The 17,062-nt window shown below is 64.4% G+C and carries 14 protein-coding genes and 1 pseudogene; 4 read left to right on the top strand and 11 right to left on the bottom strand.

The annotated features are described in order from the left end of the window. Nucleotides 1-109 precede the first annotated feature (109 nt). The 6 genes from G7026_RS07535 to coxB all read right to left on the bottom strand — a co-directional run bounded on the left by G7026_RS07535 (nt 110) and on the right by coxB (nt 6,523). Nucleotides 110-715, bottom strand: a complete 606-nt coding sequence (locus G7026_RS07535) for a DedA family protein (protein WP_181070135.1) — start codon at nt 713-715, stop codon at nt 110-112. After that, entirely contained in the window at nt 715-1,878 is a 1,164-nt protein-coding gene (locus G7026_RS07530; RefSeq protein WP_181070134.1) for a c-type cytochrome, read from the bottom strand. The genes G7026_RS07535 and G7026_RS07530 overlap by 1 nt, the downstream gene beginning before the upstream one ends. 67 nt (nt 1,879-1,945) lie before the next feature. Further along, nucleotides 1,946-2,575, bottom strand: a complete 630-nt coding sequence (locus G7026_RS07525) for a cytochrome c oxidase assembly protein (RefSeq protein WP_181070133.1) — start codon at nt 2,573-2,575, stop codon at nt 1,946-1,948. Then, complete coding sequence (locus G7026_RS07520; protein ID WP_181070132.1) at nt 2,572-2,985, bottom strand: hypothetical protein; 414 nt, start codon at nt 2,983-2,985, stop codon at nt 2,572-2,574. Before G7026_RS07520 ends, G7026_RS07525 begins: the two co-directional genes overlap by 4 nt. Continuing rightward, nucleotides 2,982-5,507 (bottom strand): cytochrome c oxidase subunit I, encoded by a 2,526-nt coding sequence (gene ctaD, locus G7026_RS07515; protein WP_181070131.1) that lies wholly within the window; start codon nt 5,505-5,507, stop codon nt 2,982-2,984. Before ctaD ends, G7026_RS07520 begins: the two co-directional genes overlap by 4 nt. Next, nucleotides 5,504-6,523, bottom strand: coding sequence for a cytochrome c oxidase subunit II (gene coxB, locus G7026_RS07510; RefSeq protein WP_181070130.1), 1,020 nt, complete (start codon nt 6,521-6,523; stop codon nt 5,504-5,506). Before coxB ends, ctaD begins: the two co-directional genes overlap by 4 nt. 136 nt (nt 6,524-6,659) lie before the next feature. On the opposite strand from coxB, the gene G7026_RS07505 reads away from it, so the two are divergent. The 3 genes from G7026_RS07505 (at nt 6,660) to G7026_RS07495 (ending at nt 9,151) form a co-directional block, all read left to right on the top strand. Next, nucleotides 6,660-7,310: a DUF2238 domain-containing protein gene (locus G7026_RS07505; RefSeq protein ID WP_181070129.1), complete on the top strand. Its 651-nt coding sequence runs from the start codon at nt 6,660-6,662 to the stop codon at nt 7,308-7,310. 345 nt (nt 7,311-7,655) lie between these two features. Next, complete coding sequence (locus tag G7026_RS07500; RefSeq protein ID WP_181070128.1) at nt 7,656-8,594, top strand: DNA/RNA non-specific endonuclease; 939 nt, start codon at nt 7,656-7,658, stop codon at nt 8,592-8,594. A 107-nt stretch (nt 8,595-8,701) separates the two neighbouring features. Continuing rightward, on the top strand, nt 8,702-9,151 hold the full coding sequence (locus G7026_RS07495; protein WP_181070127.1) for a DUF2147 domain-containing protein: 450 nt from the start codon (nt 8,702-8,704) through the stop codon (nt 9,149-9,151). A 113-nt stretch (nt 9,152-9,264) separates the two neighbouring features. Here G7026_RS07495 and G7026_RS07490 read toward each other — a convergent pair whose 3' ends face one another. Then, on the bottom strand, nt 9,265-9,966 hold the full coding sequence (locus G7026_RS07490) for an FMN-dependent NADH-azoreductase (RefSeq protein WP_181070126.1): 702 nt from the start codon (nt 9,964-9,966) through the stop codon (nt 9,265-9,267). A 121-nt stretch (nt 9,967-10,087) separates the two neighbouring features. On the opposite strand from G7026_RS07490, the gene G7026_RS07485 reads away from it, so the two are divergent. Next, nucleotides 10,088-10,975, top strand: coding sequence for a LysR substrate-binding domain-containing protein (locus tag G7026_RS07485; protein WP_181070125.1), 888 nt, complete (start codon nt 10,088-10,090; stop codon nt 10,973-10,975). A gap of 104 nt (nt 10,976-11,079) precedes the next feature. On the opposite strand, the gene G7026_RS07480 is transcribed toward G7026_RS07485, so the two are convergent. The 4 genes and pseudogenes from G7026_RS07480 to thiI form a co-directional block, all read right to left on the bottom strand. After that, complete coding sequence (locus G7026_RS07480; RefSeq protein WP_308811769.1) at nt 11,080-11,778, bottom strand: amidohydrolase family protein; 699 nt, start codon at nt 11,776-11,778, stop codon at nt 11,080-11,082. 179 nt (nt 11,779-11,957) lie between these two features. Next, nucleotides 11,958-12,974, bottom strand: a pseudogene (locus tag G7026_RS07475) (ShlB/FhaC/HecB family hemolysin secretion/activation protein); the annotation flags it as partial. A 471-nt stretch (nt 12,975-13,445) separates the two neighbouring features. Further along, a complete protein-coding gene (gene typA, locus G7026_RS07470) occupies nt 13,446-15,266 on the bottom strand; it encodes a translational GTPase TypA (RefSeq protein WP_181070124.1) in 1,821 nt (606 codons plus the stop codon). Between the two features lie 124 nt (nt 15,267-15,390). Further along, entirely contained in the window at nt 15,391-16,878 is a 1,488-nt protein-coding gene (gene thiI / locus G7026_RS07465; protein ID WP_181070123.1) for a tRNA uracil 4-sulfurtransferase ThiI, read from the bottom strand. Nucleotides 16,879-17,062 lie beyond the last annotated feature (184 nt).

The following is a 17,062-nucleotide window of genomic DNA, read 5'->3' as shown; positions in this document are numbered from 1 at the left end:
CAGACGACCCGCAGACCGAGGGCAGGCCACGCTCTGGGCCGGATATCGACAGTCGCCTGGCTGAACACAACAGGCGTCACCGCGTGACTCGGTGGCGCCTGTCCCTTTCCTAGCGGCGCCCGGCAAAGCGCTGACGGGCCAGCCGGTACAGGTAGTAGACCACCATCGACACCACCACCCCGGTGGAGATCGGGTCGAGGTACTGCGAGACCTTTTCGTACTGCGACTCGAGCACAAAGCCCGACAGCGCCAACAGCGCCGTCCAGATCAGCGAACCCAGCGTCGAATAGGCCAGGAACAGGAGCATCGGCATCCCGACGATACCCGCCGGCACCGAGATCAGGGTGCGTACCGCCGGGATCAAACGACCAAAAAACACCGCCCCCTTCCCGTGCCGATCGAACCAGCCGCTCGCCTTGTCGATGTCCTCGGGCGACATCGTCAGCCAATAGCCCCAGCGCTTGGCCAAGCGCTTCATGCGCTCTTTGCCGAGCTTGGCACCGGCGTAATACCAGGGCAGCGCGCCGACCACCGAACCGGCCGTGCCGGCCGCCATCACCCCGGCGAAGTTCAGCTCGCCGCGAGCAGCGACGAAGCCGGCCAGCGGCATGATCAGCTCCGACGGAATGGGCGGGAAGATGTTCTCCAGCAACATCAGCGCAAAGACCCCCAGGTAGCCGAACGCTGAAACGATCTCCACGACCTTGTCGAACATCAGTCACCTCCACTGTTGGGTGACGACGCCGGCGATGGCTCAGCCAGCGCCGGCGCGGACTGCGCGGGTAGCGATGCGTAGTAATCGGCGAGCGCCTGCATCTGCTCGGGGGTCAAACGCTGGGCGGCGCTGTGCATGACGTGCGCGTATTCGCTGCCGCCACGTTGGCCGACAGTGAACAGCTCCAGTTGCTGCTTCAGGTAGCCGGCGTACTGCCCGGCAATAGTGGGATACATGGGGTTGCGCGGGCTGGATTTCGGGCCATGGCAATGCGCGCAGGAAGGGACGCCGCGCTCCGGCACGCCGCGTTCGGCCAGTGCCTGGCCCTCGGCGAGCGTGGCGGATCTGGGCATGGGCGCGCCCGTTCGGCTGACGGCTGGCAGTTGGGCGTAGTGGCTCGCCAAGGCTTGCAGCACCTCCGGTTCGAGCCCCGCGGCGATCGGCTGCATGATGCCGCTATGGCGCTCGCCCTTGGCGTATGCCTGCAGCGTACCCAGCAGATAAGCCTCGCTCTGCCCGGCCAACCTTGGAAAGGCGCCTTCACCACGGCCACCGCCATCGGCCGCATGACAGCGGTTGCAGTTGGTCAATACCGGGCCCAGCGGATCCTGCAGAGGGCGCAGGTGATCGGGAGTCACCGGCTTGGCGGTTTCCCCGGCACGCTCCCCCAGCGCCAGTTGCCGGTAGCGCTCGCTCGACATCGTCGGCATTGCCCGGAGAAACGCCACCAGGGCCCAGACCTCATCTTCGCGCTGCCGTGCCGGCCAGGACGGCATGGCGGTGAATTTGACGCCGTTGCGCACGATCCAGAACAGCTCCTGCGGTTCCCAGTGCGCTATCCGCGACGGCAGGAACGGCGGTTCGGGCGTCATCTGCCGGGCGATCAGCGATTGTCGCTGCCCTGGCCCACCATGGCAGGCGACACAACCGGTGTGGTAATGCCCGGCCCCCTTGAGCACCAGCGCCGGATCGTCCAGCGGCGGCACCCTGATGCCCATCGACTGGGTATTCACTGCTCGGCGCATCGCGTAATGAAGGACCCAGGCGGTGGCAGGCCAGTGTCCGGAGCTGGCGCTTACCGACACCAACCCCAGAGAAACCAGGGTAAAGCCGCCCAGCCCGGCGAGCGCTCCCATCAGCGCAATGGCCACGAGCACGCGCATCCAGGAGCCGCCCGTCAGCCAGCTCAGCCAGCGGCGCAGCGACGCCCAGCCTCGCTGCAGCCTTCGCCTAGCTGACCGAAATGGCATCGCGCTTGTCCTGTAGCAGGCCGGCGAGCAGGTACAGCCCACCGATCAGGTAAGACGTGCCGCCGAATGCCAACATGATGATGCCTCCCATTTGCTGGTCCTCGAGTGGGCTCAGGCTCGACAGGGCCGATCCGGTGTGTTCGAACAGCGGTCGGCTCGCCATCGTCAGCAGCACGCCCAACAGGGTCATGTGCATCGAGGTCAGCAGCAAACCGGCGATACCGGCCAGTGCGCGTCTGTGCCGAACGCCGCCGAACGCCGCGAGCCACACCAGCAGTCCGACGAACAGATAGCTGCCCTGCTCCAGCAACTGTGTCGCCTGGGAGGTTCGTGCCGCGTGATGAAGTGCCGGGACGTGCCAGGCCCAGACCACGAACAGCTCGATGACCGAGGCCAGAATCGGGGAAAACACGATGGGCATTCGGTCCGACATATCGAGCCGGCCACCGGCGATCCCGATTGCCAGCAAGGGCGCTGCGACCGCAACCACCATCACGTGCATGAGCATGTGCCCGACGAACAGCTGATCGGCCATGGCGGGCAGCGGGCCGAGCCACACCGCAATCAGCGTACCCAGGCCGAGCACCAGAGACAGTGGACGCCAGATCATGCGCAGCTCCTGATGAAGACAACGCACAACGCCACGAATATCGTCGCGACGAAGCTCAGGCCGCTGAGCAGCAGGGTCGAGAAGCCGAGAAAACGATGGCGATCACCCGGCGTGTCGAAATCGTGCGGTGCCGTCGCATGGCCGAAGCTGTGCAGGCGCCAGCCGCGCCAGCCGGTCAGTGCGATGCCGACAAGCGCGACCAGGGTCAGCACACCGATGCCGATGCGAACATCCCCCAGCTCACCGCCACGCCCCGCCACCTTCGCGCACCACACGGCCGTCGCCGTGTAGGACAACAGGAAGTGCACCGCCCAAATGGTCGGGCTGAACGTGAGCAGCCAGAGCGTGTCGCGCTCTTCCGGCGGCGCTTCGGGCGCCTGTTGCTCGATCGGCCGTGTCTGCTCGCTCATGCGACCTCCGGGAAGCCGGCGATGACCGCGACGGTCACCCCGACGGTGATGAGCATGAAATGCCAGAACAGCGCGACATTGCGGATGTCGATGTCGTGCGCGGCGGTCATGCGCCCGGCGGCACGGCGCGCCAGGCAGTAGAGCTGCATGATCAGGCCGAGAGCCAGGTGCAGCAGGCACCAGAGCACCAGCACCCAGACCGTGGCGGGGTAAACGTCGCGGGTCGGGTCGAGGCCGCTGAAATGCGGGCCGGCCCAGAGTGAGTAGGCGCCCGCCAGAGTGCAGGCCGCCGCCAACCCCAGCGCAAGGTAGAAGCCGGCCGCCCGGTCACGGACGTTGCAGCGCCGGGCCAGTAGCGTCAGGCCCCAGGACGCGATGATCAGGATCAGCGCGAGCACTGGCCAGAACACACCAGGCCCTGCGCCATCGAGAGGCGGGAAATCGTCATGCACGGTCCAGAAGAAGAAGTAGCCGAACACCAGACTGCCGAATGCGCTCATGTCGCCGATCATGGTGATGAACGTCGCCCACCAGCCCACCGACTTGGCACCCGAGGCGTAGAGCGGCACCGTCACGTTCAGGCCGATATCCTTGTGCGCCTTTTCCGGAATCAGCGCGGTGCCGGTCCATAGCCAGACGAGGATGGTGATCAGGGCGAGGCCGCCACTGATCAGCGCGGCGACATACCAGCTGTAAGTGGCAAAAATGAACAGGCCTCCGGTGAAAATCGCCGCCCACATACTGAGGAACGTCGGACCCGGCACGCGCAGGCACTGGACCGGTTCTGCATCGATGATGCTGCTGATCAGCGTTTCGCGCTTGCCCTCCTCGGCGTCCGGCAGATAGAAGCGCCCGGCATCGACATCGCGAGTCAGGCTGGGCTGATCCCAGAGCGGATAGCGGCTCTTGATGATCGGGATCGAGCGCACGCCCCAGGACTTGCCCGGTATCTCGGCGAGCCATTCGAGGGTGCCGGCATTCCATGGGTTGCGCTTGCTGTAAGGCTGCCTTCCTTTGGGCCGCAGCACATCCCAGACCAGTAGCGCGACGCCAGCGGCGAGGACGAAGGCGCCAACCGTCGAGACCATGTTGAGCACATCGAACCCCATCCCCGGCGCATAGGTGTAGACGCGCCGCGGCATGCCCAACAGACCGGTGAAGTGCATCGGCAGGAAGGCGATGTTGAACCCGATGAACATCAGCCAGAAGGCGATCCGTCCGAGGCGATCCGACAGCGTCTTGCTACGCACCAGCGGGTAGAAGTAGTAGAGAGCGGCGATCACCGGAAACAGCATGCCGCCGATCAGCACGTAGTGCAGGTGGGCCACGATGAAGTAGGTGTCGTGCGCCTGGAAATCGAACGGCGCCAGCGCCACCATCACCCCGGTCAGACCACCGAGAACGAAGATCGCCAGCGCGCCGGCGATGAACAGCATCGGCACCGATTTGACGAAGCGTCCCGCCAGCGCCGTCGCGAGGAAGCAGAAGATCTGGACCCCGGTGGGAATCGCCACTGCCTCGGAGGCCGCCGAGAAGAAGGCCAGCGAGATGCCCGGCATGCCCGTGGTGAACATGTGATGCACCCAAAGCCCGAAGCTGATGAAGCCGGTGCCGACCGCAGCCAGCACGATGAAGCTGTAGCCGACGATGGGTCGCTGAGCGGCAGTGGGTACGATGGTCGCCACCAGCGCCACGGCCGGCAGGAAGATGATGTAGACCTCGGGATGACCGAAGATCCAGAACAGATGCTGCCACAGCAGCGGATCGCCTCCGCGGGTGTGGTCGAAGAACGGCCAGTCGAAGGCGCGTTCCAGTTCGAATAGCAGATCGCCGGCAATCAGCGGCGGGAAGGCGAACAGGATCATCCCCGCCACCACCAGGATGTACCACGAGTAAAGCGGAATCAGGTTGATGCGCATCCCTGGCGGCCGCGTCTTCAGCACGCCGACGATCAACTCCACCGCCGCCGCCAGCGACGAGACCTCGATGAACGACAGCCCGAGCAGCCAGATATCCGCACCGAGACCGTCCTGATAGGTGGTGGTCAGCGGCGGATACATGAACCAGCCGCCCTGGGGCGCGACGCCGAAGAAGATCGAGCCGCAGACGAACACGCCACCGATGATGAAACACCAGAAACCGTAGGCCGACAGCCTTGGAAACGGCAAGTCCCGCGCGCCGAGCATCTGCGGCAGGATGAGAATGGAGAAGGCTTCGAAGATCGGCACACCGAAGAGGAACATCATCACCGAGCCGTGCAGGGTGAAGACCTGGTTATAGGTTTCGGCGGACAGCAGGTCGTTGTCCGGCACCGCCAGCTGGGCGCGGATCAGCATCGCCAGCACGCCGGCGAAGAGAAAGAACAGAAAGGCTACGCCGGTGTACCAGAGCCCGACCTCGGTATTGTTCACCGCCGACCAGTAGCGCCAGCCGGTGGGTGTTTTCCAGGCGGCAGCGAGGCGTTCAGCCTGCGCCTTGGTGCGAGCTTCCTCCTGCGGGTCGTGGTCCATGGACTCGCTCATTTCAATCCGCTCAGGTAGTGCGCCATGGCGTTCAGCTGTGCCTCGGGCAGCATGCCGAAGGCCGGCATCCTTACGTCCGGCTTGATCGCGCCGGTGTGGCCGATCCAGCGCTGGAACGCTTCGACATCGGCGGGCAGCGTTCCGGCTGCGAGGCTCAGGCGACCGCCAACGTGGGTCAGATCAGGCCCGACGGCGCCGTCAGCCTCGGTGCCACGGACCTGATGGCAGGCGCCGCAACCGTTGGCGAGAAACGCCAACTGGCCCGCCTGCTGCAGTTCGGACGTCGGCGCTTGCGCCGGCTCGGCCTGTTCGGCGAGCCATCGGTCGAACTCGTCTCGCGGCATCACCACCACCACAAGCTTCATCAGCGCATGGGAAGTCCCGCAGTATTCGGCACAGACGCCGCGGAACGTTCCAGTGCGCGTCGGCTCCAGCACCAGCTCGTTGGTGCGTCCGGGGATCATGTCGACCTTGCCGCCGAGCGACGGGATCCAGAACGAATGGATCACGTCCGGGCTGGTGAGACGGAAGGCGACCCGCTCACCAACCGGCAGACGGATTTCGTTGGCCAGCTCGATCGCCTCGCCCGCCTCGCGCAGGTAGCGCACCCGCCACCACCACTGCTCACCGGAAACCTCGATCCGCAGGGCGACATTCTCGGACGGGCGCAACTGCGGCATCAGCATCAGCCCGTAGATCAGCAGGCCGGTCAGCACCACCACCGGGAAGATGATTCCGCCCCCGATGATCAGCCAGCGGGCGCTGCGAATGCCGTGGGCCTCGGGGTGCGCCTGGGTGGCGTAAAGGGCGATGCCCATCACCACCGTCCAGATCAACAAGGCACCGCCGGCCATCCACCAGAACAGTGTTGCGATGCTCTGCGCCCCGGCACCTGCAGGGTTCAAGGCGGACTGCTGGCCGTCACAGCCCGCCAGCATCGCGAGCAGCAGCAACAGGCCGACGTCATGCGGCCTGGGGCAGGCTCGAGCGAGGTCGCTTGTCTGAATGGGCCACATAGTCCGCCTCGCTGAAGGTCACGTTTTGTGACACCCCCACGACCGAAAAAGTTGATCGAATTTCGTAATACACGGTCGGCGGGACCCTCCCGGCGTTGCGCTGGTCCTACAGGTAGGAGAAATCTCAGGAGAGAGCATGGGCATAGACCAACGCCATCGACACTATTTGCTGACCTTGGTCGGCTTGTTTCTGCTGGTTTGGGCCGTATTGGCAATCGAGCCGTCAAACCGCCATGACTGGCTGCTGGAGAATCTGCTGGTCGTGGGCCTTGCAGCAGCATTGTTGTCGGGCCACAAGTACTACCTGCCCTCTCGCAGCGCCGCGACCCTGATCTTCCTGTATCTGTGCATTCATCAGCTCGGTGCGCATTACACCTACGCGAAAGTGCCCTACGACGACTGGTGGCGGGCGTTGACCGGCAACAGCCTGGACCAGCAGATGGGCTGGGAACGTAATCAGTTCGACCGATTGGCACACTTCAGCTACGGCCTGCTGTTGGCCTATCCGATTCGCGAAGTGCTGATCCGCCTAGGCCTGCGCCCGGGACTGTGGAGCCTGATACTGCCGGTCGATATCGTGCTGTCGACCTCCGCCATTTACGAACTGGTCGAGTGGGCCGGGGCGGAAATGCTCGGCGGCGGCCTTGGGCGTACCTTTCTAGCCACGCAAGACGACCGCTGGGACCCGCAAAAGGACATGGCGCTGGCCGCGGGCGGGGCCGTCATCGCCATGGTCGTCACGGCGTTCGCCGCGAGAGCGCGGCGCTCGAAGCACGGTTCGGGCTGACCAACGACGGGCATCGGGCGCACATGCGGTGCGTCAGGCGTGAACAGACGCGCTGGCGCAGCCCACGGAACAGCCGTGAGCGGCCAGCACGGCTATTCGAAATAGATAACGTTGGCAAGGCAGAAGGCATCCTCAACCCGCTCCAGCCGTCGTCGATCGCAGAGTCAAACTGCAGCGATGCTACCGGCTTTAGCCGATCGGAGTTCTGCACACTGCCTTGACTATTCGCGTGCACGTACCTGATCGCACAGCGTCACCTCAAAGGTTCATGAAGCCCGGCTACGGTCGGATCGAACGTCTGCGCGGGCCTGCCCGTGCAGACGCCACCCCGCAGCCGGAGCACCTATGACCGAACCCGCCCAGTTGCACCATCGCCCGCGCCTGGCCGATCTGCGTCCGCTTGGCCACCCAACGGCCCTGGCGCCGACAACCGAACTCGCCCCGCCACGCACCACACCGGCCGAAGCGCTGGCCAACAGGGACGGCTACCGGGCGGACTTCCTCGGCGCGTTTCAAGTGCCCTGGCCAGGCCTGGCCGAACCCTACCGGGACGATCTCCTGCCGATTCCTGGCAACGCGCAGGACCGGCTCGACTACACGCACTTCTCCATCGCCATGTCCAGGCGCCGACGCCTGGCGCTGTTCGTCGGGGTGAACATCGAGGGCGGCTCGCTGGTCGAGGTGATACGAAATAGGGATCGCTGGGCCTATGACGGGCGCATCCCCTCGGAGGCTCAAATCGGCGAGTTTCTATATGCGGACAACCTGCTCGACCGCGGGCATCTGGTGCGGCGCCAGGACCCGAACTGGGGTCCGCTGGCCGAACAGGCCAACGCCGACACCTTCCACTTCACCAACTGCGCACCCCAGATGGCCGGCTTCAATCAGAAGAACTGGCTGGACCTGGAAAACTACCTGCTCGACAACACCCGCCGCTGGCAGGCGCGCGCCACGGTCTTCAGCGGCCCGATCTTCGGCGAAGACGACCGGCTCTACCGTGGTGTCCCGATACCCAGCGCGTTCTGGAAAGTGGTCGCCTTTCTCGGCGACGACGGCAGACCTTCCGCCACCGCCTACATGATCGACCAGTCCGGCGAGCTCGACCGCCTCACCGCCCTGTTCGGTCGCTTCCGGACCTACCAGCGCAGCGTGCTGCAGATCGAGCGCCTCACCGGCATCGACTTCGGCGCGCTGTCCGACTACGACGGCTTCTCCAACGAAGAACGCGCCACCGGCACGCGCATCGAGGCCGAGGTGCGGGCGCTGGGCGACATCCGGGTGTGACAGCGTCGCCCGCGGCCCGCGCGCCGTGCATCAGGTGGGTTGGCGGCGCACCCGAGCCGGCGGATCGGTTAGAGTCTGGCGAATCGTTCCATCACGAGGAGAACCCCATGCGCTCGCTGCTGACCGCGCTGCTGCTTGCATTGCCCCTGACCGTCACTTCGCTCGCCGCATCGGCGGCCGAATCGCCCGTCGGGCGCTGGCAGACCATCGATGACGAAACCGGCAAGCCCAAGTCGATCGTGACGATCGAAGAATCCGCCGACGGCACGCTGACCGGCAAGGTAGCGGAGATCCTGCAGTCGGACCACGGCCCCAACCCCGTCTGCACGGCCTGCTCCGGCGAACGCAAAGACCAGCCGATCACCGGCATGACCATCCTCTGGGGCCTGAAGCCGGCCGGTGACAACGTATGGAGTGGCGGTGAGATACTCGACCCGTCCAAGGGCAAGACCTACCGGTCCAAGATCACCCTGCTCGACGGCGGCCAGAAACTGGAGATGCGCGGCTACATCGGCGTCGAAGCGCTGGGACGCACGCAAACCTGGGTGCGCGAGTAAGGGTGCGAAGAGCGGATTGATGCACGCCACTGGCGTGACGAGAAGCGTGCGGCCCTGCCTGGCCATCGGCCGCCGCGACCGCAACCTCCTGCCGGTGACAGCGGCCTGCCCGCCTAGGCCGGCTGGCGTTGAGGACGGGTTTGCAGCACCGCCTGAAGCTCATCGACCAACCTGTCGACGTGCTGCAGCCCCTCGTCGATGGAGCGGGCCAGCACCTCGCCCCCGATCTCCTGGCCTTCGATCGCGATGCGGTGGAACCGGGTGATGCCGATGAATTCGAGCGCCGTGATCAGGTTCGGCTCCAGGTGATTCATGTGCGCCATGGGGCCGCCGGGCCCGAAGCCGACGCCGCCCCTGGCCGCGAGAATCACAGCGTGCCGGGGCCGGTCCGCCAGCCTGGGAACGTACGGGTCGGTTGGTCGGCTCTCGTTGACGTCCACCGTCCTTCCGGGGCGAACCACCTGGTCGACCCATGCCTTGAGCGCAGCAGGCATGCCGAAGTTGTAGAGCGGCGCACCGATCACCAGGACGTCGGCGGCGATCAACTCGTCGACCAGTTGGTCGCTCTCGGCCAAGGCCTGCTTCATCCAGGGCAACCGTCGTTCTACGGGCGTAAAGCTGGCGGCGATCCAGTCATGATTGATGAATGAAGGCGGTTTCTGGCCGATGTCCCGGTAGGTAACGGCGTCCTGCGTGCGGGCGGATAGCCACCGGTCTACGAACCGTCGGGTGAGCCTGCGGCTGTGCGACCCGTGTTCATCGGTTCCGGCAAGGCCAGGGCGAGCGCTGGCGTCGATGTGCAGAATACGAAGCATGGCGTATCTCCTCAGTTTCAAGTTGAACTCATCTGAAATGACGACATACTCAGGCTATCGACCCGCATTGATGGCGGACAAACGATCTTTTCTAGCCCACACAGATGACTTCTTTTCATTCATGAAACGTCAGCTCCCCTCCCTCTCCGCCCTGCGCGCCTTCGAGGCGGCGGCGCGCCATGAAAGCGCCAAGCAGGCGGCACAGGAGCTTTCCGTCACGGCCACCGCCATCAGCCACCAGATAAAGGGCCTGGAAACGACGCTGGGCATTGCGCTCTTCGTACGCAGGCCCCGCAAACTGGAGCTAACGCCCCAGGGACGGGAGCTGCAGCAGGTACTGGAGTCGGCATTCGACAGCATCGGGACTGTGGTCGAGCGCCTGAAGGCGGCACCGCCCCGGCAGGCGGCCACGCTGTCGACCACCCCGGCGGTCGCCGTGCGCTGGCTGCTCTGTTGGGTTTGCCTGCTGCGCGAGAGCCATCCCGAAATCGACCTGCGCTTCCACGCCTCCCACGAGCCGGTCGCGCTGGACGGGGTGACCGCCGACCTGGCCATCCGCTACGGCGACGGTCGCTGGCCGGGTCTGGTGGCCGAGAAGCTATTCGATAACACCTTCATCCCGACCTGCAGCCCACTGCTGGGGCTGACCGATGTGGCGCAACTACCGGCCCATCCGCTGATCCACTTTCGCAACAACGATGCCGTTTCGTCCCCGCTGGAATGGGCCACCTGGCAAAAGCTGGCGAAGGTACCGGACCTGGACGTGACGGCCGGACTGGTGTTTTCCGACGAAACCCACGCCATCTCGGCTGCCGTCGGCGGGCAAGGCGTTGCGCTGATGAGCCGCCAGCTGATCCAGGACGAGCTGGATCAAGGACGATTGGTGCAACCCTTCGGCCCCACGATCGAGGGCAAGCCGTTCTACCTGGTCTATCCGGAAAGCCGGGCAAGCGACCCTACGATCCTGGCGATCCGAGACTGGGTGATGTCGATACCGGGCAGGGCTTGAATCCGGATCACGGACGCTCTCCATCGCGGGCGCCCCGTGAAAGCGGTCGGGGACGCCTAGTCTTGACCGCCGCGAATCAGCCGAACGACGACACACCACGCTGCTCAGGCCCCATCCGGTACCTCTGGCAGCCCTCCGGCACGCTCGAGCAGGGCGTCCAGCGAGCCGCGCACCTCGTCGAGCAGGCCCGGGACGTCCAGGTCGAGCAGGCGACCGTCGCGCTTGCGGACGATGCCATCGACGATCACCGTATCGACGTTGGCCGGCGTCGCCGAATAGACCACTAGCGCCGCGGGATCGGTATCGCCGGGCCGCGCCAGGTTGAGCGCATCGAGGTCGAGCAGAATGAGGTCGGCACGCTTGCCTGGGGTGATCGAACCGATCTCGTCCTCCAGCCCCAGGGAACGGGCCGCTTCCAGCGTCGCCAGCTCGAGGATGCGACGCGGTTCGACCGCCGTTTCGGAGCGCTGCGCCCCGGACTCGGTCAGCGCCAGCAGGCGCATGTTGGCGAACAGGTCGGCGGTGCCGGCCAGGGCCGGTCCGTCGATGCCCAGGCCGATGAGCCCAACCGCCTCGTAATCACTCAGGTGCGTGAGGCCATAGCCGACGCGCTGCTCGGTGATCGGCGTCAGCGACAGCGAGGCACCGGCCTGGCGGAACGCCTCGAGCTGTTCACGCGTCGCCCCGGTGGCATGCACGATCTGCACATCCGGCCCCAGCAGGCCACTTGCCACCAGCGCCCCGTTGCGCGCCCCGCCGGAATGCACCGAGACCGGCAGCCCCAGTTGCCGCGCCGCCTCGATCTCCTGCCGACCGACCGCCAGAACGCCCGCATCGTCCCCGCTGCCAACGCCGCGCCAGCCGAGGCCCAGCGAAACCCGCCCCTCGGGCCAGTCCGCCGCGACCCGGGCCAGGTGCTCTAGATCGATGGCATGATCGTCGGGCAGGTCGTCATGGGCGCCGTACAGCAGCCGGGCCCGAATACCGCTGTCACGGTCTTGCTCAGGCTGTCGCGGTGCAGGACGCGCTCGGCGCCCAGCTGGTGGCTCTTGCTCTCGCCATCGAGTTCGAAGACGAAACCGCCTCCGTCGCTCTGGGTACGGTAGTAGCTCTGGTTGTAGCCGTAGCTGAAGGTCCACCAGCCATAAGGAAGGGTGTAGAACAGCCCCTGGTTGGCCGAATGACGATGCTGGTCGCTGACCGCATCGCCACCGGCGCGCAGGCTCAGCTGGTCGGCCAGGCCCAGCGGGCTGTCCCAGTCCAGACCGAGCCCCCACTGCTGCTCGCCGGTGCTTTTCTCGCCATTGTTGTGACGGTTGAAGCTCACCCGCCAGGGCTTGAGTGGCTCGCCCTGCAACTGTACACGGCTGCCGCCTACCTCATCCCCGGGCAGCAGCTCGAGTTGCGCCGGACGGGACGGCAAACGGTTGAGCTGGTCGACCAGTTGCTCCAGCTCACGCAGGTTGACGATCTGGCCGGTGCGGCCGGGAAAGGCCATGGCCAGTTCGCGATCACTGGCGATGGCCGATGAATCGAGCCCTTCCAGAGCGCCTTCGACAACCAGCACCTCCAGCTCGCCATCGGACATGTCCTGCTGCGGCAAGTAGGCGCGGGAGGTGACATGGCCCTGGTCGATGTAGAACTGGGTGACGGCCTTGAGCAGGGCGTTGAGCTGGTTAGCCCCCAGGCACTGGCCGCTGAACGGAGCCAGCAGCGACGCCTGTTGCGCGTCGGAGAGACGGGTGGCGCCCTGGAGGCGGATGGTGGAGATCTCGAAGCAGCGCTCGTCCTCGACCGCCTGCGTCGGCTCCAGCTGCAGTTCGCGGCCCGGCAACTGCTGCAATTCCTCGAGACGCCGACGCTGCTCTTCGAGCAGACGCTCCTGGCGATCGCGGATGAGGTCACGCTCACCGGGCGACGGCAACGTGCCGGGAGCGACCTGGCCAGAGACGGCCTCGGACAACGAAAACAGCACCGCAGCGAACATCAGCTTGCGCATCGCAACCAGTCCTTGGTTTGGCATTCGAGAAGGGCGCAATGATGGCGATATGCCGCGATGGCAGCAACGGCCGAGCATCGGCTTAGCCGCCCCGCAGCGCCAAACGAATCACATTTTCAGAAATTGGCTCGGGACGCCTGGGGAACTATTGGAAGAGAGCGCTTTGAGATCGCGGTCAAGGCCGCGAGTGGCAGACGAAGGGACTGCGTATTTGGATGTCGTCGGCACCTTCCGACAGGCGATTGGCTGGTCGGGCTGCCGAAAAATTCGCGGTGATCGTCTAGATACCTACGCCCTCGCCCTCCGGAGTGATGGGGGCGGAGCTCATGCTCAGCCACCTCATCAAGGCTGGACAACCCGGTCAGGCTATCGCGCGTAGAGCTTTCTACCTCACCTCCATGAGAGTGAACAGCATTTCTCCGGACATGAAAAAGGCGCCCGAGGGGCGCCTTTGTTCATTTCACCAGTCGATCAGACCTTCGCGCGCTCGTAGCGCTTGCGGTCGTTCTCGTTGAGGTACTTCTTACGCAGACGGATCGACTTAGGCGTCACTTCCACCAGCTCGTCGTCGGCAATGAATTCCAGCGCCTGCTCGAGGGTGAACTTGATCGGCGGCACCAGGGCGATGACTTCGTCTTTGCCCGATGCACGCATGTTGTCGAGCTTCTTGCCCTTGGTGGGGTTGAGCACCAGGTCGTTATCACGGCTGTTGATACCACACAGCTGGCCTTCGTAGATCTCGTCGCCTGGGGCCAGGAACAGCTTGCCGCGCGCCTGCAGGGTTTCCAGCGAGTAGGTCAGCGCGGTGCCGGTGGCCATCGAGACCAGCACTCCGTTCTGGCGGTTGGTCACTTCGCCGGCCTTGATCGGGCCATAGTGGCTGAAGGTCGAGGTCAGGATGCCCGAGCCCGAAGTCATGGTCAGGAAGTTGTTGCGGAAGCCGATCAGGCCACGCGCCGGAATGGTGTACTCCAGACGCACACGACCCTTGCCATCGGGGACCATATTGCTCAGATCACCTTTACGCAGGCCCATCTGCTCCATCACCGGACCCTGGTGCTGTTCCTCGATGTCGATGGTGACGTTCTCGTACGGCTCCTGCTTCTCGCCGGCCTCGTTCTCGATGATCACCACTTCCGGCCGGCCCACGGCCAGCTCGAAGCCTTCACGGCGCATGGTTTCGATCAGTACCGAGAGGTGCAGTTCGCCACGACCGGAAACCTTGAACTTCTCTGGGCTATCGCCCGGCTCGACGCGCAGGGCGACGTTGTGCAGCAGTTCTTTCTCCAGACGGTCCTTGATGTTACGGCTGGTGACGAACTTGCCTTCCTTGCCAGCGAACGGCGAGTCATTGACCTGGAAGGTCATGCTCACGGTTGGCTGGTCAACGGTCAGCGGCGGCAGCGCTTCGACGTTGTTCTGGTCACACAGGGTGTCAGAGATGTAGAGCTCGTCCATGCCGGAAACGCAGACGATGTCGCCCGCTTCGGCTTCCTGCACTTCGACGCGCTGTAGGCCGGAGTGGCCCATGATCTTGAGGATACGGCCGTTGCGCTTCTTGCCATCGGCGCCGATGGCAGTGACAGGGCTGTTGGCCTTGATGGTGCCGCGGGCGATGCGACCGATGCCGATCACGCCGAGGAAGCTGTTGTAATCGAGCTGCGAGATTTGCATCTGGAAAGGACCGGACGCATCGACGACCGGCGCCGGGACAAAGTCGACGATGGCCTGGAACAGGGCATCCATGTTGTCGTCCATCTTCTCGTGGTCCATGCCGGCGATGCCGTTCAGGGCACTGGCGTAGACGATCGGGAAGTCCAGCTGCTCGTCGGTGGCGCCGAGGTTGTCGAACAGGTCAAACATCTGGTCGATGACCCAGTCAGGACGCGCGCCCGGACGGTCGATCTTGTTCACCACAACGATGGGACGCAGGCCGGCCTTGAACGCCTTCTGGGTCACGAAGCGGGTCTGGGGCATCGGGCCATCTTGGGCGTCAACCACCAGCAGCACGGAGTCGACCATGCTCATCACGCGCTCGACTTCACCGCCGAAGTCGGCGTGGCCGGGGGTGTCGACGATGTTGATGCTGTAGTCGTGCCACTTCAGCGCGGTGTTCTTCGCCAGGATGGTGATGCCGCGTTCCTTTTCCTGGTCGTTGGAGTCCATCACCCGCTCGTTTTCCAGTTCCTTGCGGTCCAGGGTGCCGGACAGGCGCAGGAGCTTGTCGACGAGGGTGGTCTTGCCATGGTCGACGTGGGCGATGATGGCGATGTTGCGTAGATTCTCGATCACTGTGTGTTTCCTAAATGAAAGCTGGAAGCTTGAAGCTGAAAGCTAGAAGTAAAGGCAGAAATACAAAGGCCAGCATCGGGGGGCTGCTTGCGGCGGATGATGACGCAATTGGCAGGACGGTTGGTCATGACTTCCAGCTTCCCGCTTCAGGCTTCGAGCTCGCAGGTCGATAGACCCGCACGTTCTGATGCCCCTCGCTCACCAGGTGATGAGCATGCAGGCGGCTCATGACACCTTTATCGCAGTACAGCAGGTACTGGCGGTTGTCATCCAGCTCCTTGAAGCGGCTGTTGAGCGCATAAAAGGGCAACGGTTGCACTTCGATACCCGACAGCTGGAGAGGTTCGTCCTCGGCGCTGTCGGGGTGACGGATGTCGAGGATCACCTGACCGGGAAGCGCTTCGCGCACTTCCTCGATCGGCAGGTCCTTGCCCAGTTCGTCGATCACCCGATCGATGGGCACCTGGCGAGCGTTTTCCAGCGCGCGCTCAAGAATCGCCATGTCGAACTGCTTTTCTTCGTATTCGATGCGAGCCCGCTTGGCGCGGGTGGTCGGATTGACCGAGATGACCCCGCAGTACTCGGGCATGTGCCGGGCGAAATCGGCCGTGCCGATGGCGGTCGCGGTGTCGATGATGTCCTGCTTGTGGCTGGCGATCAGCGGACGCAGCACCAACATGTCGGTCGCCGAATCGATTACCGAGAGATTCGGCAGCGTCTGGCTGGAGACCTGGGAAATCGCCTCGCCGGTGACCAGCGCATCGATCTGCAGCCGTTCGGCAATCTGCGTCGAGGCGCGCAGCATCATGCGCTTGAGCACCACGCCCATCTGGCTGTTATCGACTTTCTCGAGAATCTCGCCGACCACTTCCTCGAACGGCACGCTGATAAACAGCACGCGGTGGGAGCTGCCGAACTTCTTCCAGAGATAGTGGGCCACTTCCATCACGCCCAGCTCATGGGCGCGCCCGCCGAGGTTGAAGAAACAGAAATGGGTCAGCAGCCCGCGGCTCATCATCTGGTAGGCCGCCACGGTCGAGTCGAAGCCGCCGGACATCAGCACCAGCGTTTGCTCCAGCGCGCCCAGTGGATAGCCACCTACGCTGTCGTGCTGCTGGTGGACGACGAACAGGCGCTGGTCGCGGATTTCCATGCGCACCTGGATTTCGGGATCCTTGAGCGAGATGCCCGCGGCCCCGCACTGCTGGCGCAACTGGCTGCCGACGTGCCGCTCGACGTCCATCGAGCTGAACGTGTGCTTGCCGGCGCGCTTGCAGCGCACCGCGAAGATCTTGCCCGGCAGGCGGTCGGCGTAGTGCGCCTTGCACTTTTCCACGATGTCGTCGAGATCGCCCAGCGGGTACTCGTGCACTTCCAGGAAGTGGCCGATGCCCGGCGTGCAGCGCAGCCGCTCGATCATCTCGCGCAACGTCCTGGGCTCGGTGACGCTGGTCTCCACCTCGAGGTTGTCCCACACCCCTTCCACCGAGAGCTCGGGATCCAGATCACGCAGCACGGCACGGATGTTCTTCGCCAGCTGGCGAATGAACCGCTTGCGAACCGGCCGGCTCTTGATGGTGATTTCAGGGAAAACCTTGACGATCAGCTTCATGGAGAAAACGAGGACGTCTGCACGGCGGAAAAAGAGGGGGGCGGAGTATAGCGGAAAGTGGTCAACCTTTAACCAACTTTAATCTCTGGCCGCGTCATGCACCAAAATGAAACAAAACCAAGATAAGGCGCACCAATAAAGTGCCTTAATGGGTCTTTTATAGGGCTCATCGGCTCGCCTCACC

This window comes from Stutzerimonas azotifigens (assembly GCF_013522725.1).
Taxonomy (GTDB): domain Bacteria; phylum Pseudomonadota; class Gammaproteobacteria; order Pseudomonadales; family Pseudomonadaceae; genus Stutzerimonas; species Stutzerimonas azotifigens_A.
This window is presented reverse-complemented; position numbering and strand designations above follow the sequence as displayed.